Here is a 22,713-nt window from a genome sequence, read left to right as displayed (position 1 = left end):
AAGACGTTCTTCCCTGGCAACAGAGCTTTACGATCCGAAAACCTTCATCACTCACGCGGCGTTGCTCCGTCAGGCTTTCGCCCATTGCGGAAGATTCCCTACTGCTGCCTCCCGTAGGAGTCTGGGCCGTGTCTCAGTCCCAGTGTGGCCGATCACCCTCTCAGGTCGGCTACGCATCGTCGCCTTGGTAGGCCTTTACCCCACCAACTAGCTAATGCGCCGCAGGCCCATCCACAAGTGACAGATTGCTCCGTCTTTCCTCCTTCTCCCATGCAGGAAAAGGATGTATCGGGTATTAGCTACCGTTTCCGGTAGTTATCCCAGTCTTGTGGGCAGGTTGCCTACGTGTTACTCACCCGTCCGCCGCTAGGTTACTTAGAAGCAAGCTTCTAAGTAACCCCGCTCGACTTGCATGTATTAGGCACGCCGCCAGCGTTCGTCCTGAGCCAGGATCAAACTCTCCATTAAAGACCAACCGAAGCTGGTTTATTAAAAGAGCGATTAGCTCATTTGAAACTGACGAGATAAAATATCTCATGTTTGATTTTGCGAACAAAATCAGTTTACTCACTCGTTGTTCAGTTTTCAAAGATCAAACTTTCTTCTTCGCCGCGTTTTTCAGCAGCTATAAGATCATATCATGTTCGTTTCAAAAATGCAAGGGTTATTTTTTCTTCTTTCTTACAAAGATTATCTCACCCTATTTACCATCTTGTGAAACGGCTGTTTTGTTGTCAGCTCAATTAATATACCATTTTGTTTTGTTGATTACAACATGAAAATAATCCCAATTAATAATAAATAATCGATTTGCAAATACCGGTTCTACTATATATGTACATCAACGAATTTGTTTTTCTTCATTATAATTCACACGAGTATTTAAACAGATCTATTGCATCTAAAAAATGCTTTTCATGCTTAGTGGCTTGATGACATTGCGGACGTCTAGAGTGGGCGATCAATAATGTAGGCGTTGCTTTAGAGTAAGCACCATAACTGAGTCAGAAAATGACCTTGTTTTTGAATACCACGAAAACCTTCATGTGTTTTGGAGCACGAAAAGTAAAATCCAGCAATTGTTTAAAAATGGCGGAGGATCAGCACCAGAAAATTCTTTTATAGAATGAACGTAACAAAAAGGGGTTGCCCCTCTGGACACCCCTTTTTCTGTAATATGCCTAACTCTCTTTATTTGCTCATCTGTAAACTACTATTGGATGCTGCTTTTATTGCTGCGTCAAAATAATTGGACCGTCTGCTGTAATTGCCAACGTATGCTCATATTGTGCCGACAAACCGCCGTCCAACGTACGTGCGGTCCAGCCGTCCGCATCAATTTTACTGCGGTATGTGCCTGTGTTGAGCATCGGCTCAATTGTAATGACCATACCCTCTTTCAAGCGTGGTCCACGGTGTGGAGGTCCGTAATGCGGAACCTGCGGTTGCTCATGCATTTCTTCCCCAATGCCATGCCCAATAAATTCGCGTACGACTGAGAACCCTTCGGCTTCCGCGTAAGTTTGGATTGCATGGGAAATATCGCCGATCCGATTACCAACAACGGCTTGCTCAATTCCTTTATACAAAGACTCTTTGGTAACGTCCAACAGCTTTTGTGCCTGCTCAGACACATTCCCTACCGCATACGACCAAGCAGAATCTGCCAGCCAGCCATTCAAGTTCACAACCATGTCGATCGTCACGATGTCGCCGTCCTTCAACGGTGTTTTGTTCGGAAAACCGTGGCAAATTACATCATTAGGTGAACCACAAGTTGCAAACTGGTAGCCGTTGTAGCCCTTTTGCTCCGGTGTTGCACCATGCTTCTTCATAAATGATTCCGCAAAGGCGTCAATTTCCAGTGTCGTAATACCTGGTTTAATCATTTTAGCAATTTCCCGGTGGCAGGCAGCCAAAATTTCGCCAGCTTTTTTCATATTTTCAATTTGTTCTTTGGTTTTAATGATAATCATTAAACGTTCTCCTTCTTATCCGTGTTCGTTCCACTTTTCACTGTTTCTTTTTCTGCTTCTATTGTAACGCTAAAAGCAGTGAAATGGAACCGATGTCAATTGATACCGTTTACAAGGGCCTAAACGGGTTATATAATACTCCATAATTTGTATACAAGTATGCAAAATTATTTGCAGGATAGGAGTATTCTATGAAATATCCAACAACCTGGTTACAGGGAGCATCACTCGGAGAAAGGATTACTTGTGAGCTACGGCTTCAGATTATACGCGGTGTGCAGACGCCCGGCACTGTTCTATCTGAAAATCAGATTGCTGCTGATTTTGGTACCAGTCGTTCTCCTGTGCGTGAAGCCATGAAAGTACTCTCGGGCGAAGGACTTATCCGCTTGGAGCGTATGGGGGCGGTTGTGATCGGCATGACACCCGCTGATATGGAGGAGCTATTCGACGTACGAATGCTGATCGAGCATTTTGTTGTTCAAAGGTATGTACATAAGGATAACACCATATTGGTAACCACTTTAAATCAGATGATCGACAAAATGGAAGTCGCTCTCAAGCACAAGGATATCGCTGAGTTTTCTCTTCAAGATTTTAATTTTCATGAAGCTCTGGTTCTGGAAGCAGGCCATACCCGTATTCTCCATACCTGGAATGGCATGAGACAGTTGATCCTGACGGTTATGCTGGCTGCGACAGAACAACGATTTGCGTCCAACATCGAAGAATCTCAAGTCACGATTCACAAGCACCGCACCTTCGCAAATGCTTTGAAACAAGGGAATGATCAAGAGTTATCCCGACTCATTGAGGAACATTACCGGGACACTCGCAACGCTGTTAACGATAGCGTATTATCCTCCTATAGAAAGACATGATCCTAGCCGGAACATACCTGACAAAGGCCAAATGTATCGCGTCCTTTATGGGGCCAGTCCCATGCGCACTCCAACTGACGCGGTTCTCTTTTTAGACTAGATTGTCGACAAGTATACATTTATCTATACATATTATTGCCTTCATTCTTTTGAATGTTATGAACCATCCTCTCCCTGATCGCATTCGGTTTGATTATGCTGCTGAATGTGTTAATTTAACGATAATAGCTAATAAGGTAAGTGAGGGGGAGATTGAACATGACCAACACCCGATATATGATCGGCGTCGATATCGGCACGACCAGTACCAAGGCAGTGCTTTTCGAAGAAAGCGGCAATATTGCTGCGCAGCATCATGTGGGATATCCACTCCATACACCTGAGCCGGATGCGGCAGAACAGGACCCTGAAGATATTTTTAAAGCTGTCGTAACGACAGTGCAAGAGGTCATGACACAAAGCGGAGTACCCGCCGAACATGTACTGTTCGTCTCCTTCAGTTCGGCTATGCACAGCGTTCTGGCGGTGGACAAGAACGGTAAGCCACTGACTGCCTCCATCACTTGGGCAGATAACCGTAGTGCCAAATGGGCTGAAGCGCTCAAGCATAAATACAACGGACACGATATTTATTTACGCACTGGAACACCCATTCATCCTATGTCACCACTGACGAAATTGATGTGGATTACACGGAATTTACCGGATGTTGCAGCCGAGACGTACAAATTTATTTCTATAAAAGAATACGTCTTTGCCCGTTTATTCCACCAATATGTGGTGGACCATTCGATCGCCTCCGCTACCGGACTCATGAATTTGAAACAGCTAGATTGGGACGAGGAAGCGCTCACCATTGCAGGGGTGAGGAAGGAGCAACTGTCTGAGCTGGTACCGACAACTCATGTACTGAAAGGACTGGATGCGACCTATGCACATGACATGGGCTTGTTGGAGACGACCCCTTTTGTGATTGGAGCCAGCGACGGTGTCTTGTCCAACCTCGGTGTGAATGCGATCAAACCTGGAGTTGTCGCTGTTACCATCGGCACCAGCGGAGCCATCCGGACTGTAGTTGATAAGCCTCTCACCGATGATAAAGGGCGCTTTTTCTGTTACGCCCTGACCGAAAAGCTGTGGGTTATCGGCGGCCCGGTAAACAATGGCGGTATCGTGTTCCGCTGGATACGGGATGAATTTGCAGCCTCTGAGGTGGAAACTGCCAAACGCTTAGGAATTGATCCGTATCATGTACTGACCCAAATCGCGGAACAGGTGCGTCCCGGCTCGGACGGTCTGCTTTTCCTTCCGTATTTATCCGGCGAACGCGCTCCTCTGTGGGACCCTAATGCGCGCGGCTCCTTTTTCGGCCTGTCCCTCCGCCACAAAAAAGAGCATATGATTCGTGCCGCACTGGAGGGCGTACTGTTCAATCTATACACAGTCATGCTCGCCATGGAGGAGGTCATCGACAGACCGTCAGTCATTCACGCCACGGGTGGGTTTGCACGCTCCGAGCTATGGAGGCAGCTCATGGCGGATATTTTTGATCAAGAAGTCATTATTCCAGAAAGTCTGGAAAGCTCATGCCTGGGCGCAGCTATTCTAGGCTTGTATGCGTTGGGGCGAATTGACTCGCTAGATGCAGTATCTGGTATGATCGGCACCACTCATCAGCATAAACCTGCGCCAGAGCATGTAGATATCTATCGCGATTTACTGCCGATCTATATTCGTATTTCGCGTAAATTTGAAGAAGAGTTCAAGGATATTGCAGAATTTCAGGCCAAGTCCCTACAGTCTTGAGTTACAAGAATAAACATCGTCATTACACCAATTCCTATCCACACCACAGAAAACAGTGACGAAATATAATGTAAACCAAGCAGCGAAGCCATAGGCTCCTTAAACTTATAAAGCGAAGACCCATCTCATCAGGGTCTTCGCTTTATTATTGTGCGCCCTTCGTCATGTAGAGCAACATCAGTGTATTTCACAGGAAATCGGCTATGACCGAAATTATAGAAACAGGGTTTTGGAGATAATCACCAGCAATATAAATAGTACCAGAATCGCTCCTACAGATGTCCAGGCTCCCATACCGTGACCCCAACCGCCTACGCCACTCATGTGCAGCACTCCTTTCGCTCATTTACAGAATCATTGTATGTAGACCTGGTCTAATGTGTAAGGGGGCATTCCCCCATTTTTGCGGCGAATGCCTGTTTATTTTGGGGACTAGCATTATGTATTAACCTCTCCACTGTTGCTTTCCTCATCATCAATACTGCACAATTCCCAAGGAATCCACTCGGCTAGCCATACTTCATGCCCTGCATAATAAAAGGCGATCCCCTCTTCTCTTGCTTTAATCGTGTTTACCTTGAGCATGACCAATTCACCTCTTCGGCTCCCTGCCAATGCTGCAAAGTTAGTGCTTTCAGATAAATGTACATACTGTCTCCCCACAGGATCTAAACCATCTGCCATAATAAATGGCAATGCTTGCTTATTCGTACCATGGTATAGTACATCTGGTGGATTCCCGGGAGTATACTCTATCTTTTGATAGCTATGTCCATATCTAGCTCTGATTCTACCGTTATGGATTTCAAAACGCTGCTTATCTGAATTGCGCACGATCCGCTCAATATCAGTCTGTTTTACACCTGACCAGCCTGGCAAGCTTTGAATGATTTGAAGTAAGTGTTCTACAGTACAGGAGCCATCTGTAATGTCTAACTTAAGCCCGGATTCCTCAGGCTTGTGTCGCAGCATTTTGCTCATTATTTTACTTAGCTTCATATCTTCCGTTTGTTTCTTCATCGAATTTCTCCTGCCTTTAACAAAAGAGTTTCATCTTTTTATTTGAATGTTTTCTTCTAAATGATGTTAAATACATTCCCGTCATGACTTGATAATTCTGAACGACCGCTTCTGATTGTTTTTTACTGTGATTTCGAAGAATACACCATTGAACCTTGTAGATTTAAAAGATACTTCTACATAAAATTAAGGATTCCTCTTATCTCTTCTTTATACTTTTCCATATCAAATCAGGAATTATTAATCTTCGAAGTAAGTCAGACCCCAACGCCTCGTGCCTCAAAGCGAACAAACACAATACGCTAAAAGACCATCAGAACCAAAAAGGGCTGATGGTCTTTTAGACAAAATAATGATCGTTATGCCTCTCTACGGCTACGCGGTGTCAGACCGAGCCAGGACAGCAGCGAACTGCGCGATTTACGTTGTCGGCCCTGGTAGGTACGTAAATTGGTAATTAACTGTCGATCCCTTTCTTCTTCGACCCTCTCTTTCATCCAACGTTTATGGTCCTCCAGCTGGTTAGATAAGCTAACATTTTTCTCCACCAAACGGCTATGCTCTGCTTCCAGTTCTTCCAAACGGCTCCGCATTTCTAATAAAGCGGTTTGCACCATATCCTGCATCTGCGCCAGCTCTGGTTGCTCTACGGACTCCTGCGTTTGTTCGGGTACAGATGTTTGCGTCAATCTATATTCAATGGCTGGTGTCAAAGCCTGAAACTGCCCCTGCGGTTGCATGGGTTCCTCCGGCAATTCCTGAACACTCATTTCATCTTCTAACGCTGTCAGTTCAACCGTAGCAGCAGCTTCCGTCTGAATGGTCATCTCTTCTCGGCCCTCAGCCGCCGCCATTATTTCTTGCCAGGTTGCGGTCAGTGACTCAGCATCCGAGACGGGTGGCAAGCGGAATTCTTCATCCTCCTGTTGGAAGGGAGCGGTTATTCTCTCAAGTACCATCTGAACTGATTGCTCCATCGTCATATGCTGCTCACGCAACGCCCTTCGCATCACCTTCAAGCACTCAACATCCTCAGCACTGAACATTCTAGACTGATTAGCGGAACGCTGAAACACATACCCCTGTTCCTCCAGCGCCGCTGCATATTTACGAAGGGTACTTGCCCCGATTCCCAGTTGCTTTGCTGCTTCCGTCGTCGACTTGCTTTCTTCCATTTAATCATTACCTCCCCGGATGGTATGGAAAGAAAAAGCTTGTATATGTAGGATTCGCGGAAACCATTGGAAATCCTTTGGCAAAATAGTTCTAATATTGCAGACTGCTAAGAACCTTTGTCATAAACGAATAATTTAAAAACGTACAAGAAGCGACATCGCTGAGAATGACTCTCCACTATATACACACGAGGCTCTTTAAGAACGTCACATAAATGTCATACTTCTAATACTCTCATGGCAACATTTCTTCCATGGATATAGTACATGTTATAATTCATACAAAAATAACTTATAAATAAATGAATACATTATATCTTGTCTTCCAATAAAAATATGGATAATTCACGCTATTTCTTTTTATTCATCCTAAATTACTCCCCTTATTCTCCGTTCGTTTTTAATTTATCGGAATGAAGACAAAAAAATGGATATTTTCAAAAGATCAGCAATATGTTATGTTATGTAACGTAAAATGGATTTCAGGCATAATTTGTAGCATATTAACGTTCGCTGGAACGAGGAGGAAACATAAATGAAGGGGAAGGCAAGGAAAGTAGCGATTGTCGGCGCGGGAATGGTCGGTTCGAGCTGTGCCTACTCAATGGTCAATCAGTCCATTTGTGATGAAATCATGATGATTGACCGCACGTATGATCGAGCTTTGGCCCACGCACTGGATCTGTCTCATTGTATGGATTTTACATCTACACGCACCAAGGTCCGTGCAGGCACATATGCAGACTGTACGGATATGGATGTTGTGATTATAACAGCTGGATCCAACCCTAAACCGGGTCAAGACCGCCTATCTGTATTGGACGACGCCGTGCGTATCACCAGAGAGATTGTGACAGCTATTATGGAGGGCGGTTTCGACGGTATTTTCGTTATCGCCGCTAATCCTGTCGACATTGTCACTTACCTTGTGCAGAGTATTTCCGGTCTGCCACGCAATAAGGTGATTGGTACGGGCACCTCTATTGACTCATCCCGGCTCAAGACGCTGCTTTCTGAGGTATTTTCCATTGATCCACGCAGTGTACAGGGGTATGCCTTGGGCGAGCATGGCGAATCCCAATTCGTGGCCTGGTCACACGTCACGATTGGCGGCAAGCCGCTCTTGCACATTTTGCGTCAGCATAAAGAACGATTCAGGCATGTTGATCTGGATGACATCGCCCGTAAAACAAGGAATGCCGGTTGGGAGATTTTCACCCGCAAAGGTGCCACTTATTTCGGTATTGCCAATGCGCTAGCGTACATTACCCGTTCCATCTTGAATGACGATGGTAAAATTATAGCCATCTCTGCGGTATTGGATGGCGAGTACGGACACACGGATGTCTGTACAGGCGTTCCAGCAATCATCGGCAGTAGAGGAATTCAGGAGATTATCGAGCTTGAGCTAAATCCAGAAGAACTAGCCAAGTTCGACGCCTCTTGCCGCCTGATCAGCGAAAATATTCGCGCCATTTCAGACTTAGTATAATCCAATAGCAAGTACCCTAATTCAAAACACGAACCTGTAGTACAGCAAAAAAAGCTCTTTACCCTCATTTAGGGTAAGGAGCTTTTTGCAGTTCCTACATTTCATTTTATATCTCTTTATAACGAAATAACGTCAGGCCGGCCAACCCAAACACGACAAAGCTACCCAGTACCACCGTCAAGAGTGTATCCGTTGGCACCATGAACGCCCCGAAGTTGTCCCCCCCACTCGGCATCATCGCCAATAGAGGCTGGGTCCATGGATAGTACGGACCATAGGTCTGAGAGTTGGCGACCAGCATATTGGGCACGGTGAAGACGAAATTCAAAGCAAGTGGTGCAGCAAAGCTGGACCACAAAAAGGACACCATCAGTTGCAGGGCAGCCAGCGGCAAACATGCAACCCAGCCTGCAAGCAGGCTTTGGGCGATTACGGCCCAAGGAATCGGTCCGTTCATCCCCTGTGCAGCTCCAACACCCAGCAGCGCTACTCCGAACAGGAGCTGGGTTAAACCGACCATAGCCATAATGATGGTCAGCTTGGCTGCGTACAGACCCGTGCGGGATAACGGCAACGACATCAGCTGCTTCCAGCCGCCGCCCCCATGCTCAAAACGACAGACAAGAGACCCATACACAGCGGTCAGCATCGGCAGAAACAGCATTGCATGTATTGTAAGCATGGCCGCCAACAGCAACAGCCAGTTTCCTCCTGGATTGGCCAGCAAACCAATCAGTACGGCAATTGCTGGACTGACGAGCGCAAGCAGCCAGACGGGCGATTTTGCCATTTTCATGCGTTCGACAGAAAGTAGCCGTACGTATCTTCCGAACATTACGCCACATCCTTTCGGCTAAAATGAGCTGCGGTCAGCAGGCTGAGAATTATACCTGTTGCGCATCCGATGGACGCGAATATCCATGCTTGTGGCGCAACCCAGGCGAATTGCGGCCAAGCCAGCGGAAACCATTCCGACAGTTGGGAAGCAAACAAGCTGCCAACGCCTAACGTAATGCCCAGTGTTACAGGCAGCGCTTGATTATGGAACGTGACCGTTAGCCACAACAACAATACGAGTATAGGCAGCGTGCCACCCAAAGGCCAAAATCCGAGCCGCAGTAGCTCCCCAATCGGCACGGTCTCTCCCCCAAAGCCAAGAAGCATCCCCAAGGTCCAAGTCCCTACCGTCAAGAGTAGACAGGACACGCACAGCATTCCAATGGCCAGGGTTAGCTTTGCCATATAAACACTGGACTTGGAAATAGGTAAAGCCAGCAGCTGTTTCCAGGAGTTAGAGGTATGCTCCACATTCGCCAACATGGAAGCAACCATCGTGGCTCCTAGCACCAGCGCAAGGGGAACAAACAGCGCGATGTTATCCATCAAGCTTTCCCATAAGCGGCCCTTGTATCGCGGAATCAGATAGTCATAGCGGAGCCCAAAGTTCAGTCCCTGCATGGCCACCAGTCCAAGAGGACCAAGGAACACCAGGAACCAGATTCCCTTTCTGCGTGCTTTGAGCAGATCCGCTGTCAGCGCTCGCAGCATCATAGGGAGCCCCCTCCTTTGCCTACCACCTGCATGAACATATCCTCCAGCGATTTGCGGCGTTCCTCCACACGATATACAGCATGTGTGTTTTCGACCAATCTTCTGACCAGCAGCGCAACAGCGGCATCATTCATGTTGTCAAAATTCAGTGCTGCCCCGTCCTTCACTGAATGGTAGCCCTGTTCACGTGCAATCAATTGGGCTGCTTCCGGCTCCGATACCACAATCCGAATCCCCCCTGCGGACTCCTGGCGGAGATTGTGAATCGTATTTTGGAAGACCAGTTGTCCTTCACGAATAATGCCGACGGTATTCGCCATATGCTCTACCTCGCTTAGCAGATGACTGGATACCAGCACAGTGATTCCCCGCTGCTTAGGCATCGCCTGGATCAATTCGCGCATTTCCTGAATGCCCTCGGGGTCCAAACCATTCGTTGGCTCGTCCAAAATAAGCATTTCGGGATTACCGAGCAGGGCAGCTGCAATACCAAGTCTCTGCTTCATTCCCAGCGAGTAGCCTTTTACCGGGCGTTTGGCGTGCTTGGTCAGCCGAACGACCTCCAATACTTCTGTAATGTTATCTTTAGGCACATTCAAAATACGACGAATAGCCTCCAGATTTTCGATGGCGTTCAAATGACCATAATACGAAGGATACTCTACCAATGAACCGACTTTACGCAAAATATCGAGTCTATGTCTGCGAATATCCTTGCCGAATATACGGATCGTTCCTCGGGTTGGACGGATAAGCCCGAGCAGCATGCGGATCGTTGTCGTTTTCCCTGCTCCATTGGGTCCAAGAAATCCGTAAATATCTCCCCGCGCTATTTTCAGGTCCAGCTGATTAACCGCAGCGCGGCCTTTGTATATTTTGCTGAGACCGTTCGTTTCAATGATTAATTCGTTCAAGTTCCTCACCTCGACACCTATCGTAACGTGCCAAGTTTAAAGCCAAGGGAACTTTGAGTTTAAGTTTTGTTTAAAAAACGGATTCGTGTCCCGGCTGATGAACTGAGAATCTCCCTCTCTAAATTCATTTCGCGGGCCAATAGTTCTGTAATTGCCAAGCCAATTCCAGCTCCTTTTTCACTGGATTGCTGTTCCATTCCCGGGCCTTTATCCGCAATGACCAATGCCTCTCTCCCGTTATCCTTCTGAACTTGAATACCAATATATCGGCCTGAGGCAGCATGACGAACTACATTTTGAAAGAGATTGTCCAGCAGACGGCGGAAGCCTTGCTCATCGACATTCCACACCAGACTATGCTCGGGCAAATCGATATCCACTTCAAAGCCTTCTTTTTCCCACACCGGGTACCAGCTGGCCGCACACTCACGCACCAGCCGCAAAATATCACGCGGTTCGTTATTCATGGTGTATTTGCCACTGGATAGGAGATTATAGGTCAGCAAATTGTCGATCAGACTCCCAAGGTCCTTTAACTTATTTTCCATCAATGTAACCGACTGCTTCCCTCTACTGCTGAGATTTTCCGCATCCAGGGTATACAGATGGCTACGCACAACTGTAAGCGGCGTTCGAATATCGTGTGATAGATCGGCGACCAGTCTTTTCCGCAGCTCTTCCTCCTGACGCTCACGTCCTCGACTTTCTGCCAACTGCTCAACCATCCGATTAAACGCCTCCTCCAGTTTGCCGATTTCATCCGGACGTCCAGTGGCAACAAGGATGGGCATTCCATCCTCTCCTCGCTGCGACATGGCGGCTTGAAGTTGCAACAACCTCCGCCGAATGCCTCCAAAAAACAGAAGGGATACGAATATAAAAGCTCCCAAAACCAATAGAATAAAAAGGAGATAATACATCAACATGCCGTTGTCACTAGTCGGATGTTCGAAAAACGAACGGGGCACTTTTAATACCATATAGCCCTGGTTCACATCATCCTTGCCCCCACCAATAAAGGCCACCACCGTAAACGGCCCCTCAGAGCTGGCTTGTTTCATAAAAGCTATAGCCTGCGCCGCGCTCCATTGTTTTGGAAGGTTAGGTTGGGTTGGCAGCTCTAATTTGGTTAACCCTGCGGTATCGACCCAAAATATTTGTGAATCCGGGAACATATCCTGCTGTATTTTGCGCAGACGGGCTGAAACTTGCTCTGGACTAGCTCCCTTCAAGGCGATAGCTTCTCGGTGCCAGCTATGTTCAGTTTGGGTCGTAGAGGGATAGTAAGGATTCTTGGGCTTGACATCTGTCTGCAAATTCAACAGTATGCTATATATCAAGGTTGTAACAGGCAATACAATGGGCAACAGCATCATAGCAAACACAATAATGACCAGATAGCGGAACAACAGTGAATTACGAAACCGCCCCTTCTGACCTGAACGGGAGTTGCGATGCAACCTTACCCACCTCTTACGCATACCGCTCATTATGCTTTCACCCGATAACCTACACCGCGGATCGTCTCAATGATACGAGGTGCCGCAGGATCAATCTCCAGCTTTTCCCGCAAGTGCCGGATGTGGACCATTAAGGTTTTGTCTCCGTCGATATATGGATCTCCCCATACCGCCTCATACATTTGTTCCTTCGTCATAATCTGGCCCAAATGCCGTAGCAAATAAGCAAAAATATGATATTGCTTGCCTGTTAGCGTAATTTCCTCCCCGGTATCACGATTTACAATACGGTTATCTGGAGGAAACACAGACAGATGCCCCAATTGCAATGATTCTTCCGGAGCGCTTCCTGATCGCCGCAGCAAAATCTCCATACGTGCTATGAGTTCATCGGGGTGAAAGGGCTTTGTCACATAATCGTCTGCGAAATCCAGCCCTTGCAGTTTGTCGTCAATGGACGTACGGGCAGACAACATAAGAATGGGAAGCTCTGGGTATTCCTTCTTGAGCCTCTTCCCAATGGTAAATCCGTCCAGACCGGGTAACATCACGTCCAGAATCACGAGCTGGCACGTATGAGCAGCTTCCACAGCCCCCTCCCCGCTGCGAAGCCAGGTTATAGCGTAATTCCGCTCTTCCAAATACTGATGTGTCCAAGCACCAATATCTTGGTCATCCTCGATGTAGAGCACATTTGTTTTCATCCTAGACACCTACTTATCGTTTTTCTTTTATGTAATGGGCATTATAGCATTTATGGTACATAACCCACTTAAAAAGGTTAATAACTACCTTATACGACATACGCTTCACAATTTCAATTTGATGCACATAAAAGGAGGCCTATCTGATGCTGCTGGAAGCGATTTACCACCACCCGAAACGTAATTGGGCTTTTGGTTATGATGATGAGACGATATTTTTACGGCTTCGTACAAAGAAAAATGATGTGACCACTGTTTACGCCCTAGCCGTAGATAAGTACGACTGGGACCGCACTCGACAGCTCATTTCGATGTCCAAATTCGCTACCGATGACAGATTTGATTACTATGAATGCGTCGTAAAACCAACTCATCGCCGCCTGAAATATGGATTTTTGCTGGAAGATGGCGAGGAGCGAATTTGGATGAACGAGGACGACTTTACCACTCAAGAGCCTCAAAATGCAGACAAGCTGTTCCAATATCCATTTTTGAATCCGATTGATATCTTAATGCCTCCCGCATGGGTCAAAGATGCTGTATTTTATCAGATTTTCCCGGAACGGTTTGCCAACGGCAACCCCTCTATTAGCCCGAAAGGTGCTGAGGCTTGGGGTGGCACACCGCAAAAAGACAATTTTTTTGGTGGTGATTTACAAGGGATTCTGGACCATCTGGATCATCTGAGCGAGTTGGGAATCAACGCTATTTATATGACTCCTGTCTTCAAGGCGACAACCAATCATAAATATGATACCGAGGATTACATGGAGGTAGATCCACACTTTGGGGACAAGGAAACATTAAAAAAACTGGTGAAGACCTGCCATGACCGAGGAATCCGGGTGCTGCTGGATGCAGTGTTCAACCATTCGGGGCGTACTTTTAAGCCATTCGTTGACGTACTGGAAAAAGGTGAGGCCTCACCTTATAGGGACTGGTTCCATGTACATAGCTTTCCACTGGAAGTGAACGATGGGACACCGACCTATGATACATTCGGGCTGGAACCGATGATGCCCAAGCTGAACACAGAACATCCTGAGGTAAAAAAGTACCTGCTGAATGTGGCAAAGCATTGGATCGAAGAGATCGGCATCGACGGTTGGCGACTGGATGTGTCTGACGAAGTGGATCACGCCTTTTGGCGAGAATTCCGCACGACGGTCAAGCAGGCCAATCCAGAGGCGTACATTTTGGGCGAAATGTGGAACGAATCGTCAGAATGGCTTCAGGGTGACCAGTTTGACGCGACGATGAATTATCCGTTCACCTATGCGGTGAATGATTTTTTCGTCAAAAAAGTGACCGATGCCCAGAGCTTCGCCTTTGCCATTGGGCGACAGCTTGCCCGCTATCCGCTGCAGGCAGCCGAGGTTGCCTTCAATCTGCTGGATAGCCATGATACACCGCGCTTGCTGACACTGTGCGGGGGCGACAAGCGACTGATGCGGCTGGCTGCTTTGTTCCAGTTCACATATATGGGCGCGCCCTGCATTTTTTACGGCGATGAGATTGGCCTGGATGGGGATGCCGATCCAGGCTGCCGCCAGTGCATGGAGTGGGACACCGATAAGCAGGACCACGAGTTGTTCCACTTTTATCGTAAGCTGATCGCTCTTCGCAAGGCACACCCTGTCCTTCGTGATCAAGGAAGCATCACTTTCCTGGAGGCACAGCCGGAGAGCGCTTCACTCGCCTACGAGCGCCGCAGCGACGAAGAAGTGCTGCTTGTGCTATTCAACCGTTCCGATGAGGATCACACTTTTGAATTGTCTATTTCAGAGCAGGAATGGGAGGTAGCCTTTGGCGAAAGCCAGTGGTCCGTAGGACCGAAGGGGCTGCATGCCGAGCTTCCGCCTTACGGATATGCTGTGCTGAAGGCAACGCCTGTGCGATCAGTCAACTCTGCAAAAGAAGTCGACGACAAGACGCAAAGCAAGGCATAGGCTATGTAGACGCGGATGCTAGTGAAAGTACCTGCCGACTGTAGAAAAAAGCAAGATCGCCGGGAACATGTAAGATAACTTATTCCTGGCGATCTTTTTACGTTGAGGATATAGCTTTTTATACAATCTGATTATTTATTTTGGACATCTGTTCTTACTACCCCAACGTCCGAAGCATTGATAGAAATGGGGTTGCCGCCTTGCCCTGTTTGAGCTGAAAAAGATTGTCTAACGTCCACCCTAATTCTTTTGCCCTTAAAGCCAGTTCGTCTCCTTTTTCCCAATGCAGTGGCCTCCTTAAGTCTTCGTGGCTTCATAAACCTCTCAATATGACCTAACTGTGGAGAGATATGCTATATGCATATGCCGCTGAAGAAAACAGGTCTCGGCGAATATCAGATCATAGAGAAAGAGGCTGTTAGTACCCGAGCTCCGTAAAATTTAAAGCGTTTACAAGTTAAAGCAGGTTGCCGGTCAGAGACGGCTGCTTGACCGGATCACTTTATAAATTGGCTTAAGCCAGTACACCAAGAGCGTATCCAATAATTCCTATTGCGAATAAAGCAAAAATCAGAGCTATAGCATTCACTTTCTTTTTGAGCAGTCTCATGCATAAAAAAGTCAGCAAGAGAGGTAACAGACCAGGTATCAATTGATCCAGAATCATCTGTATCGTCGTAACAACTTCTACCCCATCCGAACGGGTATATCGGGAAACTTCGAGTGGTATATTCAGAGTAGTCCATTTGGATACGAGGGCGCCCATAACAAAAAGTCCCAGGATGGAGGCCGATTCCGTAAGCTTTTGCAGCCGGTTTCCGGACATGTCGGACACAATCTCCGTCCCTTTTTGGTAACCGTATTTCAGTCCGTACCACTTAGTGGCCAAGCGAATAACATTAAAAAGCAAGAAGAATAGGACAGGCCCGATAACGCTTCCGGACAACGCAATGGAAGCTCCTAATGCAGCCAGAACGGGGCGTAATGTTCCCCAGAAAATAGGGTCCCCTACTCCAGCCAAAGGTCCCATTAAACCAACTTTCACGCCACTTATGGTAGCATTATCAATCGGCTGTCCATTGGCTTTCTGCTCCTCCATAGCGGCCGTTACCCCCATAATCGGTGCAGAGATAAATGGTTGCGTATTAAAAAACTCCAGATGCCGCTTTAGTGCTTCTTTTTGGTCTTCCTTCTTGCTGTATAGCCGCTTGATTGCCGGAATCAAGGTAACACAAAAACCAATCGACTGCATACGCTCAAAGTTAAACGAGCCCAGCAGGAACCATGAACGGAAAAACATTTTGTTTAAATCGCTTTTGGTCAACTTTTTTTCTTCCATAGTACCCCACTCTTTCATTAAGAATTTCTTTAGAGCTCTTCAATTTCACCCACTTGATCTTTGCGCTGGCTATACTTGGGATTGAGCTGGATATACAGCAGAGCCAGAACCGCCCCCATGATTCCAAAGCCAACCAGATTGATGCTTGTAAATGCCGCGATGACAAAGCCCAAGAAAAAGAAAGGCATCAGATATTTGGCTGCCATCATGTTAATAACCATGGCATACCCTACAACGACGATGAATCCCCCTGCAATTTGCAGCCCTTTTGTAATGACCTCCGGGATGGCATCCAGCAAAGTCGTAACCAGACCGGTTTCTGCAGCAATAGCCACCAATACGGCAGGCAAAGCGACACGTAATCCCTGAAGAAGGAGGGCTATGAAGTGACATAATTCAATTCCTTTGAAATTTGAAGATTCGGCATATTTATCTGCCAGGTGCTGAAAGAACACGGTGATCGTTCTAACAAAAATGGTTAACACTTGTCCGCCAGCCGCAATCGGAATCGCAACGGCAATTCCGGCACCGATCGATTGGTGCCCGACAATAACCAATATGGTTGAGACTACACTGGCCAAAGCCGCATCCGGAGCCATGGACGCCCCGACATTCATCCAGCCCAAAGCCATCAATTCCAGCGTACCGCCTAGAATGATACCGGTTTTGAGATCTCCCAGGACCAGACCGATCAGTGTACACGCAATTATAGGACGATGAGTCTGTCCTTCATCCAAAACACTGCCCATTCCGCAAATGGCTGCAACCAGCGTGACCATTACGATTTCAAAAACACTCATGTTTGACCCCCTCTCTTATGCGTACGTGTTGTTAAAACTGGACATTTTGGAGCTTGTTAATCAAATTAATTTTAGGATCACTGGCCACTTTTCTAATCTCCAGTTCTATCCCCTTTTCGTGCAATTTATAAAATGCCTCTACATCCTGCTTGTCTACGGACACTGCTCCGGTAATTTGTGTTTTGCCTTCTTTGAAGCACATTCCACCTACATTTACCGATGTAAACGGTACCCCACCTTCTACAACCTGCAGTACATCCGTGGGATTGGTAAACAGGAACAAGGTCTTGAAATCGTTATATTTAGGATTGTTATAAGCTTCAATCGCTTTCGCAATCGTGACCACATAAGCTTTAATTCCTGGCGGCGCCACCTGTAACAATAAGGTTTTGCGCAGCGTATCCGCAGCGACCTCATTGCTGACGGCGATAATTTTGTTACACTTCGTTTCCTTCACCCACACCGTAGCTACCTGACCATGAATCAGACGGTCATCAATACGAACAAATGATATTTCCATACCTATAATTCCTCCTCTGTTTGTATGTCCCGGATGACACGAAAAGACTTCATTGAATCCTGACCCGCACGGATGGCCAGATCACTTAGATTCTCCACGTTCTCCAGCCCTCTATTGGTCAGCAGGTCTACGATCATTGGCAGGTTTACCCCTGTTACAATGTCCATTTTTTCATACCTGGCCACAATCCTACTGGCCGCATTATAGGGGCTGCCACCAAACAAATCGACGAGAAAAATCAATCCGTCCGTCCAATCAATTGTTTCCAAGGCCGCTTTGTACTTCTCAACAAGTCCGTTAACACTTTCACCTGGCTCAAACGTTACACCCACCACATTTTCCAGATGGCCGAAAATCATTTCCGTGGATCTTAGGATCTCTTCGGAAAATTTTCCATGAGTGCCAACAATAACACCTATCATTTGTTTCACCCCCTCCTTGCATCCTTCGCCTATACTTATATGCAAGTCTCATGCCAAAATTCTGTATGAGGCGATTAACTATCAAAAAAAAGACCAAACCCTCGGCTACTCCGGGAATTTGGTCTTTTCTCACCACCTGCTTATTATCCTTATCCGCATGATTAATACACATCCAGTATCGTTTTATACACTTACGCCACTACTTGGGGATACAGTTATATACTTCGCTTAGGATTTCGCAAATATAATACTTTTCATCATTAGTCAGCTTAATGTTAATACTGGAGGCAAATATATTGCAGGAACGGTTCACCACATCGAGCAATCGTTGGTCAAGCAAGGAAACATCCTCCTGATACACTAGCCCTTCTCCAATGACCATTCGTTCCAGCGCATGAGCCGTATGAACAGCAAGCTGAACCTTCTTTGCATAATGGAAATCAGCCTCCAGTTCCTGTTCCAGCTGCTCGATAAACTTCATCAAAATCCCTAAAATTTTGTGAGGATTCAAATAAGTCATAAACTCCTTTAGCGTTTCCTCACATAGATCTCTTACGACCACGCTTCCGTGTTCATGCATAACAGGTAACTGATTGTTGAGCAACAATTCTCTTAATGCCTGTTCACCGCTTGCCTCGATCAGTTTTTCCAAAGGGATAAACGGTACATTCAGCTCGCTTGGACGCTTAACTCCAATCACCGCAAGAAGCGTATGCTTGGCCCGTAAATCCTTCACCACTTTATCCAATTCCCTGACCTTTGCCGGTACAACAACTATTTTCTCTTCGGTTAAGTCATAAACGACCTTCTCTACAAACTCCTTTAGCTTGGCGGCGGCGCCTTTGCCGGAGGAACAGACCGTCACGATTACCTTATTACTGGTCTTTTCCGTTTTCACTCCAGCATTTCCAGTGTTATATCCACGAAAATCCTTCAAAGATTGATAAATTTCCTCTATATTCATATCAAAAATACTAGCCTTTCGCACAGCCTCCAACACAAGCGGGGTTGAAACCATATCAATAGTCTTCACCTTAATCCCGACACGTTCCATAATGGTTGCTTCAAGATTGAGCAAGGAGCCCATATCAACCAGCAGCAATACGCCTCTGCCATTGTCAATGTCCTTAACCTTATCCACAATAACTTCCAGGATTTCTCTAGGACTAACATCCAAAGGCATGTCTACTGCGCAAATATTCGAGCTTCCCAGCAGGCTGTCGACAACGCTAACGACACTGCTTGCCGTACTGTTGCCATGGGCAGCTACGATGATTCCCACATTTCCCTGGTGCTCCTCTTCTACCGATTTCAAAAGAATCGCCACATAGGTAGTCTCGGCATCGGGTACGCTGACTTCAAACTTGGATTCGATCAAATCCTTGATCATAAGTGCCAGTCTGTATTCTTCATCCTGATCATTCATCGGATCATAGATTTGTTTACTGACATATTTTTTCTCCCGGATTCGCTTTAAGAAGGCACTCAAATGAAGACTGAAGGCATAAACAAACCTGTCGCTGTAATTTCTATTCAATTCTTTTTGAGCCATCTCTTGCACCTGTTCAGCGAACTCCAGGATATTTCTGCCTACGATCTTAAGAATCCGTTCCCGTCCCCCTTTGATGTTATAAAATCGGTTATAAAAACTTTTGATGTGAATATTGACATCTGTAGTTATAAACTTATTGATAAAACTGTCATCGAGTCCCTCTTCTTTGAGCATCCCTATCTTGTCTTCAATCAATTTGTACAGGTTGAACGGCAGTTCAGAAGCGTCTGCTTCATCCATTCCTTTGCTGCCTTCAGGAGTAATATACAGCGAGGAGTTGACCATCTCCATTTCGGCAATCTCCTTGCGGTTCTTCCCCATATTAAATAGACCTTCCTTGATATTTCCAGGCAAAATTTTAAAATCAAGTTCAATCTCTTCCTTATTTTCATGTATGCTGTTCAAAAATCCTTTGGCACACACAAGCTGAATGTTCGATTTTAACTGGCCGATATTGCCATAGGTTACGCTGCCAATCAGTGCTTTTACAGTTTCCAATTCAACCCTAATGGGCTTGTTCACACGATGGGCTTCGTTTGCAAAGAGATGTTTCAGGATCAAAAACCGCTCTTCAACGGTTCGCTCTTGCAAGGAAGGAATGTTGATCGTAATCGGTATCCGTCTGATAAAGGTTTTCAACATAGAAGAACCGGGATCTTCGGTCGTAGCGCCGATGAGCAGCACATTCGCTTCCCGCTTGCGCTCCGACTCGCCCAATTTGTTGTAACTGTTCGTGTCCATGAAATAAAATATCATTTCTTGGCCTTCTGGGGGGAGCCGATGAATCTCATCCAAAAACAGGATGCCCCCATCCGCTTTCTCAACCAGACCCTCTTTCTCCCGATCAGCCCCGGTAAATGCTCCTTTTACATGACCAAAAATGTGGGAAAGTAACAGTTGAGGGTTATTGTAGTAATCGGCGCAGTTGAATACGATAAACGGTGCTTGCTCTGAAAAGCGCTTCATATATTTTCCATAATTATACATCAACCTAGCGAACATTGTTTTCCCAACGCCAGTCTGCCCCACAATCAGCGTATGTAAGCCCTTCGGCGGGTATAATATTGCCGCTTTTCCCTGCTCAACCTGGTTCCTCATACTCCCCATGAAACCAATTAAGGCGTGAAACGGATCCACTTGCTCTCCAGGCAGCAATATTTCATGAATACTGTTGACTTGGATTTGTTTCTCTTTAAGCTGAACCCGAAAGGTCTCCTCGATCACCTGCTTGTGCAAAAACTTGACGGGTCTCCCCTTGATTTTAATAATCAAGTCGGCGCGAAGTAGGCTATTAAGCTCCTTGCTTACATTATTTCTTAACATATTCTGATGATCGGCTATTTCCGCAGCCGTAATTCCACCGCCGTCCTGCAAGGCCTCTACCGACAGTTTCTTTGTCCCATTGGCAATATACTCTAAGATCTCATCAATTCGTTTCACGGTATTCCCCCATGCTGACTAGTTCTTATTTAATTAGTATATAAAAAAAGAAATAATCCTCTACAAGAAAATAAACTGACAAGTTAATCATTAATCTGATACCCTTTTTATTGAATCTATCCAAAACTTAAATTCAGCCCATTCCCTTCACTTCTTTTCCAAGTTCAAAGGTTGGCAGTATAATTGCATAAGCTTCACGAATAAGCTGCATAAAAAGTTATTTTTGTTGCCCAGTAAGGAGCTGAGATAAAATAATGCGCTACGGATTCCAGCAAGAGCAAACATTCAGGCTGGCTATGACTCCAGAATTACGACAAGCCATCACGATCCTTCAATATTCTTCGGTCGATCTAATGTCATATCTTCATGAGCAAGCAAATGAAAATCCGATCATTGACTTGGCAGAGATCGATATGTCCATCGAAAGAATCAATACAGGAGAAGAATATTCGCCACGAAAAAATGATAATCCGGTAGACCTTCTGGACTTTGTCTCTAATCCCGCAGATAATTTATATAGACATCTCAAAGCGCAGCTTGGGATGGTCCGCGGGCTATCCAGGCTACAACAGATGATTGGCATGTTTCTGATTGGGAATTTAAATGAAAAAGGCTACCTTGAGCTGGATGTAAATACAGCTGCCGGAATACTTGACGTCCCCACCGATGAGGTCGAAAATATACTTGCCCTGATCCAAGGCTTTGAACCGGCAGGAATCGCTGCCCGCAGTCTGGAGGAATGTCTTCTTTTGCAGCTGCGATATACCGGGAATGATGATGTTTATCTGGAAGAAATCGTGCGACATCACATGGTCAACCTTTCATGTAACCGTATACAAAAAATCGCGGATGCTCTGGGTATCGACATTCACATGGTACAACAAATGACCGATCAGATACGCAAGCTGAATCCTTGTCCGGGAGCGGCATTTGCTCCATATGAACGCCAGCATCATATAGCAGATATCTCAGTGGAGAAATTCAAAAACGACTACATTGTGACAGTTAATGATATCACAGTCCCACACGTCGGAATTAATCCTTTTTACCAAAGTATGCTTCGGAAGCCGGCGATGGAGGAAGAGAAACGATTTCTTCGTGAGAAGATGAATACGGCATTATGGCTTATTCATAGCCTTGAGCAGCGCCGCCTGACCCTGATGCGTGTGGCCCAGGCTATTGTTGATAGGCAGCGGGAATTTTTTGAGCATGGCGTTTATCATCTGAAATCGATGACCCAAAAGGAGATTGCTGAAATAACCGGCCTGCATGAATCCACGATCAGCCGGGCGGTCAGTAATAAATACATGCAGACGCCCCGTGGATTGTTTGAACTCAAATATTTCTTCACCTCCGCCCTGGGATCGAAAGACGGAGATGCTACTTCATCAGAGAGCGCAAAAATGCGGATAAAGCAGATCATCGACGGTGAAGAGAAGCAAAAACCATTTTCAGATCAGGCAATCACAGAACTGATGGCAAAGGAAGGAGTAGAGCTCTCACGCAGAACGGTAGCCAAATACCGAGAGGAATTGGGGTATTTATCCTCCGCCAGGAGAAAAGTGTATTAAAGCTTCAGCAAGCGATTGTGAAAACCAAGAAGCAGCGCTATCACATTCTCCCGGCTGCCTCCCTCGTAGAAGCTCCAATAGAATAGGCCAACCAGTAAATCCCTGGTTGGCCTATTCATATGACCTGAGCCAGTACAGCAG

19 protein-coding genes and 1 rRNA gene are annotated in these 22,713 nt (G+C 46.2%); 5 read left to right on the top strand and 15 right to left on the bottom strand.

Annotation, left to right across the window (positions count from 1 at the left end; genetic code table 11):
• Both FKV70_RS23340 and map read right to left on the bottom strand, forming a co-directional pair.
• Positions 1 to 468, bottom strand: a 16S ribosomal RNA gene (locus FKV70_RS23340); the annotation flags it as partial.
• A 761-nt stretch (positions 469 to 1,229) separates the two neighbouring features.
• Positions 1,230 to 1,976: a type I methionyl aminopeptidase gene (gene map, locus FKV70_RS23335; protein WP_013369117.1), complete on the bottom strand. Its 747-nt coding sequence runs from the start codon at positions 1,974 to 1,976 to the stop codon at positions 1,230 to 1,232.
• A 191-nt stretch (positions 1,977 to 2,167) separates the two neighbouring features.
• Here map and FKV70_RS23330 point away from each other — a divergent pair, with 191 nt between their 5' ends.
• Both FKV70_RS23330 and gntK read left to right on the top strand, forming a co-directional pair.
• A complete protein-coding gene (locus tag FKV70_RS23330) occupies positions 2,168 to 2,857 on the top strand; it encodes a GntR family transcriptional regulator (RefSeq protein ID WP_063213895.1) in 690 nt (229 codons plus the stop codon).
• A gap of 258 nt (positions 2,858 to 3,115) precedes the next feature.
• Positions 3,116 to 4,663, top strand: coding sequence for a gluconokinase (gene gntK, locus FKV70_RS23325; RefSeq protein ID WP_142614719.1), 1,548 nt, complete (start codon positions 3,116 to 3,118; stop codon positions 4,661 to 4,663).
• Between the two features lie 213 nt (positions 4,664 to 4,876).
• On the opposite strand, the gene FKV70_RS26295 is transcribed toward gntK, so the two are convergent.
• The 3 genes from FKV70_RS26295 to FKV70_RS23315 all read right to left on the bottom strand — a co-directional run bounded on the left by FKV70_RS26295 (position 4,877) and on the right by FKV70_RS23315 (position 6,858).
• Positions 4,877 to 4,987: a YjcZ family sporulation protein gene (locus FKV70_RS26295; RefSeq protein WP_208738441.1), complete on the bottom strand. Its 111-nt coding sequence runs from the start codon at positions 4,985 to 4,987 to the stop codon at positions 4,877 to 4,879.
• Between the two features lie 114 nt (positions 4,988 to 5,101).
• Positions 5,102 to 5,683 (bottom strand): RNA 2'-phosphotransferase, encoded by a 582-nt coding sequence (locus FKV70_RS23320; RefSeq protein ID WP_063213893.1) that lies wholly within the window; start codon positions 5,681 to 5,683, stop codon positions 5,102 to 5,104.
• A gap of 359 nt (positions 5,684 to 6,042) precedes the next feature.
• Positions 6,043 to 6,858 carry a MerR family transcriptional regulator gene (locus FKV70_RS23315; protein WP_142614718.1) on the bottom strand — a complete coding sequence of 272 codons (816 nt, stop codon included), beginning with the start codon at positions 6,856 to 6,858 and terminating at the stop codon, positions 6,043 to 6,045.
• Between the two features lie 535 nt (positions 6,859 to 7,393).
• On the opposite strand from FKV70_RS23315, the gene FKV70_RS23310 reads away from it, so the two are divergent.
• A complete protein-coding gene (locus FKV70_RS23310) occupies positions 7,394 to 8,350 on the top strand; it encodes an L-lactate dehydrogenase (RefSeq protein ID WP_142614717.1) in 957 nt (318 codons plus the stop codon).
• A gap of 106 nt (positions 8,351 to 8,456) precedes the next feature.
• Here FKV70_RS23310 and FKV70_RS23305 read toward each other — a convergent pair whose 3' ends face one another.
• From FKV70_RS23305 to FKV70_RS23285, 5 genes are read right to left on the bottom strand one after another with little or no spacing between them, the layout of a single operon-like run.
• Positions 8,457 to 9,185: an ABC transporter permease gene (locus FKV70_RS23305; RefSeq protein WP_063213890.1), complete on the bottom strand. Its 729-nt coding sequence runs from the start codon at positions 9,183 to 9,185 to the stop codon at positions 8,457 to 8,459.
• Complete coding sequence (locus FKV70_RS23300) at positions 9,185 to 9,901, bottom strand: ABC transporter permease (RefSeq protein WP_142614716.1); 717 nt, start codon at positions 9,899 to 9,901, stop codon at positions 9,185 to 9,187. Before FKV70_RS23300 ends, FKV70_RS23305 begins: the two co-directional genes overlap by 1 nt.
• Positions 9,898 to 10,815, bottom strand: a complete 918-nt coding sequence (locus tag FKV70_RS23295; protein WP_142614715.1) for an ABC transporter ATP-binding protein — start codon at positions 10,813 to 10,815, stop codon at positions 9,898 to 9,900. Before FKV70_RS23295 ends, FKV70_RS23300 begins: the two co-directional genes overlap by 4 nt.
• Before the next feature lie 59 nt (positions 10,816 to 10,874).
• The gene (locus FKV70_RS23290; RefSeq protein WP_142614714.1) at positions 10,875 to 12,305 is read right to left on the bottom strand and encodes a sensor histidine kinase; all 1,431 of its coding nucleotides are present in this window, start codon (positions 12,303 to 12,305) and stop codon (positions 10,875 to 10,877) included.
• Positions 12,305 to 12,979, bottom strand: coding sequence for a response regulator transcription factor (locus tag FKV70_RS23285; protein ID WP_063213886.1), 675 nt, complete (start codon positions 12,977 to 12,979; stop codon positions 12,305 to 12,307). The genes FKV70_RS23290 and FKV70_RS23285 overlap by 1 nt, the downstream gene beginning before the upstream one ends.
• 146 nt (positions 12,980 to 13,125) lie before the next feature.
• Between FKV70_RS23285 and FKV70_RS23280 the strand changes: the two genes are divergently transcribed.
• Positions 13,126 to 14,928, top strand: coding sequence for an alpha-glycosidase (locus tag FKV70_RS23280; protein WP_142614713.1), 1,803 nt, complete (start codon positions 13,126 to 13,128; stop codon positions 14,926 to 14,928).
• Positions 14,929 to 15,442: 514 nt separating this feature from the next.
• On the opposite strand, the gene manZ is transcribed toward FKV70_RS23280, so the two are convergent.
• The 5 genes from manZ to FKV70_RS23255 form a co-directional block, all read right to left on the bottom strand.
• Entirely contained in the window at positions 15,443 to 16,285 is an 843-nt protein-coding gene (manZ, locus tag FKV70_RS23275) for a PTS mannose transporter subunit IID (protein ID WP_269203258.1), read from the bottom strand.
• 11 nt (positions 16,286 to 16,296) lie between these two features.
• Positions 16,297 to 17,067 carry a PTS mannose/fructose/sorbose transporter subunit IIC gene (locus tag FKV70_RS23270; RefSeq protein WP_063213883.1) on the bottom strand — a complete coding sequence of 257 codons (771 nt, stop codon included), beginning with the start codon at positions 17,065 to 17,067 and terminating at the stop codon, positions 16,297 to 16,299.
• Between the two features lie 31 nt (positions 17,068 to 17,098).
• Positions 17,099 to 17,587, bottom strand: a complete 489-nt coding sequence (locus FKV70_RS23265; protein WP_142614712.1) for a mannose/fructose/sorbose PTS transporter subunit IIB — start codon at positions 17,585 to 17,587, stop codon at positions 17,099 to 17,101.
• A 2-nt stretch (positions 17,588 to 17,589) separates the two neighbouring features.
• Positions 17,590 to 18,009, bottom strand: coding sequence for a PTS sugar transporter subunit IIA (locus tag FKV70_RS23260; RefSeq protein WP_013369099.1), 420 nt, complete (start codon positions 18,007 to 18,009; stop codon positions 17,590 to 17,592).
• A 199-nt stretch (positions 18,010 to 18,208) separates the two neighbouring features.
• Positions 18,209 to 21,001, bottom strand: a complete 2,793-nt coding sequence (locus FKV70_RS23255; protein WP_142614711.1) for a sigma-54-dependent transcriptional regulator — start codon at positions 20,999 to 21,001, stop codon at positions 18,209 to 18,211.
• A gap of 254 nt (positions 21,002 to 21,255) precedes the next feature.
• Here FKV70_RS23255 and rpoN point away from each other — a divergent pair, with 254 nt between their 5' ends.
• Positions 21,256 to 22,572: an RNA polymerase factor sigma-54 gene (gene rpoN / locus FKV70_RS23250; RefSeq protein WP_142614710.1), complete on the top strand. Its 1,317-nt coding sequence runs from the start codon at positions 21,256 to 21,258 to the stop codon at positions 22,570 to 22,572.
• Positions 22,573 to 22,713: the final 141 nt, after the last annotated feature.

The organism is Paenibacillus ottowii (assembly GCF_006874425.1).
Lineage (GTDB): Bacteria > Bacillota > Bacilli > Paenibacillales > Paenibacillaceae > Paenibacillus > Paenibacillus ottowii.
Note: the sequence above shows the minus strand (reverse complement) of the source record. Positions and strands in the feature narration are given on the sequence as shown.

Excerpts from the sequence above, each read along its gene's own strand:
- map (WP_013369117.1), bottom strand. The coding sequence starts at position 1,976 with ATGATTATCATTAAAACCAAAGAACAAATTGAAAATATGAAAAAAGCT.
- FKV70_RS23330 (WP_063213895.1), top strand. The coding sequence starts at position 2,168 with ATGAAATATCCAACAACCTGGTTACAGGGAGCATCACTCGGAGAAAGG.
- gntK (WP_142614719.1), top strand. The coding sequence starts at position 3,116 with ATGACCAACACCCGATATATGATCGGCGTCGATATCGGCACGACCAGT.
- FKV70_RS26295 (WP_208738441.1), bottom strand. The coding sequence starts at position 4,987 with ATGAGTGGCGTAGGCGGTTGGGGTCACGGTATGGGAGCCTGGACATCT.
- FKV70_RS23320 (WP_063213893.1), bottom strand. The coding sequence starts at position 5,683 with ATGAAGAAACAAACGGAAGATATGAAGCTAAGTAAAATAATGAGCAAA.
- FKV70_RS23315 (WP_142614718.1), bottom strand. The coding sequence starts at position 6,858 with ATGGAAGAAAGCAAGTCGACGACGGAAGCAGCAAAGCAACTGGGAATC.
- FKV70_RS23310 (WP_142614717.1), top strand. The coding sequence starts at position 7,394 with ATGAAGGGGAAGGCAAGGAAAGTAGCGATTGTCGGCGCGGGAATGGTC.
- FKV70_RS23305 (WP_063213890.1), bottom strand. The coding sequence starts at position 9,185 with ATGTTCGGAAGATACGTACGGCTACTTTCTGTCGAACGCATGAAAATG.
- FKV70_RS23300 (WP_142614716.1), bottom strand. The coding sequence starts at position 9,901 with ATGATGCTGCGAGCGCTGACAGCGGATCTGCTCAAAGCACGCAGAAAG.
- FKV70_RS23290 (WP_142614714.1), bottom strand. The coding sequence starts at position 12,305 with ATGAGCGGTATGCGTAAGAGGTGGGTAAGGTTGCATCGCAACTCCCGT.
- FKV70_RS23285 (WP_063213886.1), bottom strand. The coding sequence starts at position 12,979 with ATGAAAACAAATGTGCTCTACATCGAGGATGACCAAGATATTGGTGCT.
- FKV70_RS23280 (WP_142614713.1), top strand. The coding sequence starts at position 13,126 with ATGCTGCTGGAAGCGATTTACCACCACCCGAAACGTAATTGGGCTTTT.
- manZ (WP_269203258.1), bottom strand. The coding sequence starts at position 16,285 with ATGAAAGAGTGGGGTACTATGGAAGAAAAAAAGTTGACCAAAAGCGAT.
- FKV70_RS23270 (WP_063213883.1), bottom strand. The coding sequence starts at position 17,067 with ATGAGTGTTTTTGAAATCGTAATGGTCACGCTGGTTGCAGCCATTTGC.
- FKV70_RS23265 (WP_142614712.1), bottom strand. The coding sequence starts at position 17,587 with ATGGAAATATCATTTGTTCGTATTGATGACCGTCTGATTCATGGTCAG.
- FKV70_RS23260 (WP_013369099.1), bottom strand. The coding sequence starts at position 18,009 with ATGATAGGTGTTATTGTTGGCACTCATGGAAAATTTTCCGAAGAGATC.
- rpoN (WP_142614710.1), top strand. The coding sequence starts at position 21,256 with ATGCGCTACGGATTCCAGCAAGAGCAAACATTCAGGCTGGCTATGACT.